5 protein-coding genes and 2 pseudogenes are annotated in these 5,730 nt (G+C 68.4%); all 7 read right to left on the reverse strand.

The window, feature by feature from the left end:
* Positions 1 to 140: pseudogene (locus VE172_RS25455) on the reverse strand (shikimate dehydrogenase); the annotation flags it as partial.
* Positions 137 to 1,315, reverse strand: a complete 1,179-nt coding sequence (gene mltG, locus VE172_RS12990) for an endolytic transglycosylase MltG (RefSeq protein WP_324802241.1) — start codon at positions 1,313 to 1,315, stop codon at positions 137 to 139. The gene mltG and the pseudogene VE172_RS25455, both read right to left, overlap by 4 nt.
* 5 nt (positions 1,316 to 1,320) lie before the next feature.
* Positions 1,321 to 1,773, reverse strand: a complete 453-nt coding sequence (gene ruvX, locus VE172_RS12995; RefSeq protein ID WP_324802244.1) for a Holliday junction resolvase RuvX — start codon at positions 1,771 to 1,773, stop codon at positions 1,321 to 1,323.
* Positions 1,770 to 4,424, reverse strand: coding sequence for an alanine--tRNA ligase (gene alaS / locus VE172_RS13000; RefSeq protein WP_324802246.1), 2,655 nt, complete (start codon positions 4,422 to 4,424; stop codon positions 1,770 to 1,772). The genes ruvX and alaS overlap by 4 nt, the downstream gene beginning before the upstream one ends.
* 33 nt (positions 4,425 to 4,457) lie before the next feature.
* The gene (locus VE172_RS13005; RefSeq protein WP_324802249.1) at positions 4,458 to 4,730 is read right to left on the reverse strand and encodes a DUF6167 family protein; all 273 of its coding nucleotides are present in this window, start codon (positions 4,728 to 4,730) and stop codon (positions 4,458 to 4,460) included.
* 14 nt (positions 4,731 to 4,744) lie between these two features.
* Positions 4,745 to 5,242, reverse strand: a complete 498-nt coding sequence (locus VE172_RS13010; protein ID WP_324802252.1) for a DUF948 domain-containing protein — start codon at positions 5,240 to 5,242, stop codon at positions 4,745 to 4,747.
* Positions 5,243 to 5,321: 79 nt separating this feature from the next.
* Positions 5,322 to 5,730, reverse strand: a pseudogene (locus tag VE172_RS13015) (hypothetical protein); the annotation flags it as partial.

The following is a 5,730-nucleotide window of genomic DNA, read 5'->3' on the forward strand; positions in this document are numbered from 1 at the left end:
GGTTCGAGCTGGTCGACGCCGCATTCGCGCGCCGAGTAATGCCAGTCGTCCAGACCGGCCGCCGCGTACCCCGCATTGTGGATGGTCGGCGACAGGGAATGCGCGATGGGCGAGCCCAGCACGGCCGCGCGATGGGTCACAGCACCCCGTTCTCTCGCGCCTTCTCGACGTTCTTCTGGTGTTCCTCTTTGGTCTCGGCGAACGCCGAGTTGCCCTTCTTGTCGATGGCCACGAAGTACAGCCACTTGCCCTTGGGCGGGTCGGCCGCGCCCTGCATCGCCTGTTTGCCGGGGCTGTTGATCGGCGTGGGCGGCAGTCCGGAGTGCACGTGGGTGGAGTACTCGTTGCCCTTGTCGCTGAGCTCGGCCTTCGTGAGGTCCTTGGAGTTCTTCTTCTTGCCGCCGTTGAGCATCAGGCCGTAGTTGGTGGTGGAGTCGAAGTCCAGGCAGTTGGTGACATCGGCGCTGCAATAGAAGTTCTCCGCCGACAGCCGGTTGAACGCGACCCGGGCGACCTTGCCCAGGTCCTTGGGCACCCCCGCCTCGGCCTCGGCGAGCGAGGCGACGATCAGCACCTCGTATGGACTGGAGTCGGTGTTGGACTGGACGGTGTCGACGAACCCGATGTCGTCGGTGACCTCGAGGAACTTCTTCACCATCGCCTTGAGCATCTGCGTGGCGGTGTTCTTGGACGAGAACTCGTAGGTGGACGGGAACAGGAAACCCTCGACGGACTTCTTGATCTCCTTGCCGTCGGTGCGCTTGAACCACTCGTCCGGCACGCCGAGCTTCTCGGGGTCCTTGGCGGCGGTCTCGAAGTCCTTTTCGGGCACACCGGTGGCCTTGGACAGCGTCTGGAAGGTCTCCCACTCGGTGAGTCCCTCCCGGACGGTCACCCCGCCGACCCTGCGGTTCTTGGGATCCAGCAGCGCCTCGACCGCCGAGGCGCCCGACATGTGTTCCTGCAACGCGTAGGTGCCGGGCTGGATCTTGGTGGATTCGGTGTTGGCCTTGGCGGCGTTGACGAACGCCTGCGAGCTCTTGACCACGTCCTTCTTGTACAGTGCGTCGCCGATCAGCGTGGCCGAGCCCTGCGGTACGTCCACGGTGACCTTGACGCCGTTGCCGCTGCCCGCGTAGTCGGCGGCGGAGAACATGGCCTTGATCTTGTCGAATCCGAAGTAGCCCACCGCGCCGACGGTGCCCAGCAGCACCACGACCAGCAGCAGCGTGAGTGCCTTGCGTCCCTTGCTTTTGCGGCGATGTCCCCGAGGATTTTTGGATTTGCGACCTGCCCGCGATCGTTCGTCCAGCACGTCGTTTACGCCTTCCGCTGCTTCTCCAGCCACAACTGCAGAATCTCCACCGCGGCAGCCTGGTCGACGACCGCGCGTTGGCGCCGACCCTTGACGCCACGCTCGGACAACCTACGCGAAGCCACACGCGTGGTCAACCGCTCGTCTATGAGGCGCACCGGAATCGGGGCGATCGCCCGAGCCAAGCGATCGGCGTAGGCACGAGCCTCCGCCGCCGCGAAACTTTCCTCACCTGACAGCCTAACCGGCAGGCCCACGACCACCTCCACAATCAGGTGTTCGTCGACAAGTTCCGCCAAACGTCCGATGTCGGAGGGGACGGTGGTGTCGCTGTTGTCTCGGGGGACGGTCTCCAGCGGTGCCGCGAGGATGCCGTCGGGGTCGCTCCAGGCGACCCCGACGCGCGCCTTGCCGATGTCGACGCCGAGCCGGCGTCCCTTGAGGGGGGTGTCGGTCACGAGCCGGACAGCTGCGCGGTCACCGCGTCCAGCAGCGCCCGCGCCTGGTCGGCGGGGACGCCGCCGCCCTGGGCGATGTCGGCGTTGCCGCCGCCGCGGCCCGACAGCGCGGCCTTGACCAGGCTCTGCGCCGACAGCCCGCGCGCGGTGCCGGTCTTGTTGACCGCCACCACCAGGGAGGACTTGCCGCCGGACGCCGCGACCACGGCCACGACGCCGGGGCTGTCCGCGCCCAGGTGGGAGCGCACCTCGGTGGCCAGCTTGCGGACGTCGCCGCCGCCGGTGCCGTCGGGGGCGCGAACCGCCGCGAGCCGGACCTCGCCGTACTGCTTGGCCTCGGAGGCGTGCCGCTCCGCGGAGCCCAGCACAATGGACGCGCGCAGCTCGGCGAGCTCCTTTTCGGCGTCCTTCAGTTGGGCCACGGTGCTTTCGACCCGCTGCACCACCTCGGCGCCCGGCACCCGGTACAGGCCGGCCAGCTGGGACACCAGGACGTGCTCGCGGGCCAGGAAGTTGAACGCGTCGATGCCGACCAGGGCCTCGACCCGGCGCACGCCGGAGCCGATGGACGCCTCGTTGAGCACCTTGACGACGCCGAGCTGGCCGGAGCGGGCCACGTGGGTGCCGCCGCACAGCTCGCGGGCGTAGTCGCCGACCTCGACGACGCGCACCTGGTCGCCGTACTTCTCGCCGAACAGCGCCATGGCGCCGAGCTCGCGGGCGTGCGCCATGGTGGTGACGAAGTCGCGGACCTCGAGGTCGCGCATCAGCACCTCGTTGATCTGCTGTTCCACGTCGTGCAGCACGCTGTCGGGGACCGAGCCGGGGGTGTTGAAGTCGAAGCGCAGCCGACCGGGCGCGTTCAGGGAACCCGCCTGGGTGGCCGATTCGCCGAGGAACTCGCGCATGGTCTGGTGCACCAGGTGGGTGGCGGTGTGGGAGCGGGAGATGGCCCCGCGCCGCCGCCGGTCGATCGACACGTGCGCGGTCTCGCCGTCGCGGACGCCGCCGCGCAGCACCTTGACCTTGTGGACGACCAGGCCGGGGATGGGCGCCTGCACGTCCAGGATCTCCAGTTCGCCGTCGCCGACCTGGAGGCGCCCGGTGTCGGACTGCTGCCCGCCGCCCTCGGCGTAGCAGGGCGTGATGTCCAGGACGAGCTCCACCTCGTCGCCCTCGGCGGCGTCGGACAGCCGTCCGCCGTCGCCCAAGATGGCGCGCACCGTGGACTCGCGCTCAGCCTCGACGTAGCCGGTGAACTCGCTTGCGCCGAAGGTGTCGCGCACCTCGCGGTACGCCGACAGGTCGACGTGCCCGGTCTTGCGCGCCTGGGCGTCGGCCTTGGCGCGCTCGCGCTGCTGCGACATCAGCTTGCGGAAGCCGTCCTCGTCAACGGTGAGGCCCTGTTCGGCGGCCATCTCGAGGGTGAGGTCGATCGGGAAGCCGTAGGTGTCGTGGAGCTCGAACGCCTTGGCGCCGGACAACGTGGTGCTTCCCGACGTCCTGGTCTGCCGCACCGCGGTGTCCAGAATGGTGGTTCCGGCCCGCAGGGTGGTGCGGAACGCCTCCTCCTCGCCGTAGGCGTAGGTGGAGATGCGGTCGAACTCCTCGGCCAGTTCCGGATAGGACGGCGACATGCAGTCGCGCGCCACCGGCAACAGCTCGCTGAACGCCGGGTCCTCGAAGCCGAGCAGGCGCACGGCGCGGATCGCGCGGCGCATGATGCGCCGCAACACATAGCCGCGGCCCTCATTGGACGGAACGATGCCGTCGCCGATCAGCATCAGGCTGGTGCGCACGTGATCGGCGATCACCCGGAAGCGCACGTCGTCGGGATGCGAGGCGCCGTACTTCCGTCCGGTGAGCTCGCTGGCCTTGTCGATGAGCGGCCGGACCTCGTCGATCTCGAAGAGGTTGTTGACACCCTGCAGCATGTAGGCCACGCGCTCCAGGCCCATGCCGGTGTCGATGTTCTTCTTGGGAAGGTCGCCGAGGATCTCGAAGTCCTCTTTGCCGGTGCCGGGCCCGCGGAGGTTCTGCATGAACACCAGGTTCCACAGCTCCATGTACCGGTCGCCGTTGGCGAAGTCGCCGTCGGGGCCGTACTTCGGGCCCAGGTCGAGCAGGATCTCCGAGCAGGGGCCGCACGGGCCGGGAATGCCCATGGACCAGAAGTTCTCGGACTTGCCGAGCCGGGGGATGCGCTCGTCCGGCACGCCGGCGACCCGCTTCCACAGGTCGATCGCCTCGTCGTCGTCCACGTACACCGATGGGTACAGTTTGGACTCGTCGAAGCCGTAGCCGCCCTCGGACTGCGGCTTGGTCATCAGCTCCCAGGCCAGCGCGATGGCCTTCTCCTTGAAGTAATCGCCGAAGGAGAAGTTGCCGTTCATCTGGAAGAAGGTGCCGTGCCGGGTGGTGATGCCGACTTCCTCGATGTCCGGGGTGCGCAGGCACTTTTGGACGGAGGTGGCGCGCTTCCACGGCGCGGTCTGCTGCCCGGTGAAGTACGGGACGAACTGGACCATGCCCGCGTTGATGAACAGCAGGTTGGGGTCGCTGATGGCGGGCAGCGGTGCGCTCGGTACCACCGTGTGCCCGTTGGCCTCGAAATGTGCCAGGAACCGCCTCTTGACCTCGGCTGTCCTCATCGGATGGTACCTCCTTTGCGACTGCTCGCGTTGTTACTGTTCGTCTTCGGGTTCGTCGTCGACCAAGAGGCCGTCGATGGGTTCCCCGGCCGCGATGGCCTCATGCAGCTCGTCTTCCTTCTCATGCATGCCTTCGGCCACGTCCGCCATAAAGCTACGCATTCCGTCGCCGGCTGTCACGGCGGTATTCTTCAGCCGCGCGCCGATCCCCGCCGGGGACAACGCGTCGGCGCCTCGCGCCAGCTTGCGCACCACGATGACGCCGACGGCCACGCCGACGCCAAGCCACAGCAGTCGCTTCACCATCGTCCGCTTACCCTTCATCGTCCGCGCTTACGTCTGGTCTTCTTGTCCCGCAAGGTCTGCCGGACCTCGACTTCCTCTTCCTCTCCGCGCCGCTTCGCCACGGCCTTGCGCAGGCCGAAGCCGAAGGCGGCCATCTTCACCAGCGGGCTGGTGGCCGCGGCGGTCACCAGGTTCGTGACGTTGGCGACGTTGCCGGTGACCTGCTGCGCGTGGCCGGTGATGGAGTCGACCCGTTCCAGCTGGACGTTGACGCCGTCCAGTGAGGTCTGCACCTGGCGCAGCGCCGTGTTCACGTTCTCGATGGTGGCGTTGGCGTTGTCCAGCATCGGACCCGTGCGGGCGGTGACGTCCTTGATGGTCTGTGTGGTGGCGTCGACGGTCTTGCTGACGCGGAACAACACGTACATGCCCACCAGGGACAGGGCGGCGAATGCCCCGGCGGCGATGAGGGCGGCGAGCTCGCCGCCGGTGGAAACGAACTCGGCGGCGGCGGCCGACACGTGCACCGACACGAAATCCCCCTTGGATTGATTTGTCGGGACTGCTGCGAGACAGACGTTGACCTTACCGTCCATGCCGCCGGCTGCTGAGTCACCCCGCGCGAAGATCGGCGGCGCGTCCGGTGCGAATCAGGGCCGACACCGCCGAGCCGGGGCACACCCGCTCGGCCTCGCCGCAGTCGGAGGCGCGCACCCACAGGTCCACCGCGAACTCGTCGCGCCGGTAACAGTGGAGGGTCCCCACGTCCGTCGCCGCCCCGCAGCGCGCGGCGCGCCACCCCTGGGTGGTCAGGGCGCGGGCGTAGGCGCGCACGGTGGCGTCGGCGTCGCGGTCGGAGCGCCACTGGCGTTCGCGCACCCGGCAGTGCTCGAGGCACCAGCGGCTGCCACTGGCGGCGTCGCGCGGGTGGTGGGACGCCCACGCCGGCAGCGGCAACGCGTCGAGCGCGGCGAAGCCGGGGTCGCGGGTGAGATCGCCGGCGCCGAACAGCAGCGGCAGT

This window comes from Stackebrandtia sp. (assembly GCF_035643755.1).
Classification (GTDB): domain Bacteria; phylum Actinomycetota; class Actinomycetes; order Mycobacteriales; family Micromonosporaceae; genus Stackebrandtia.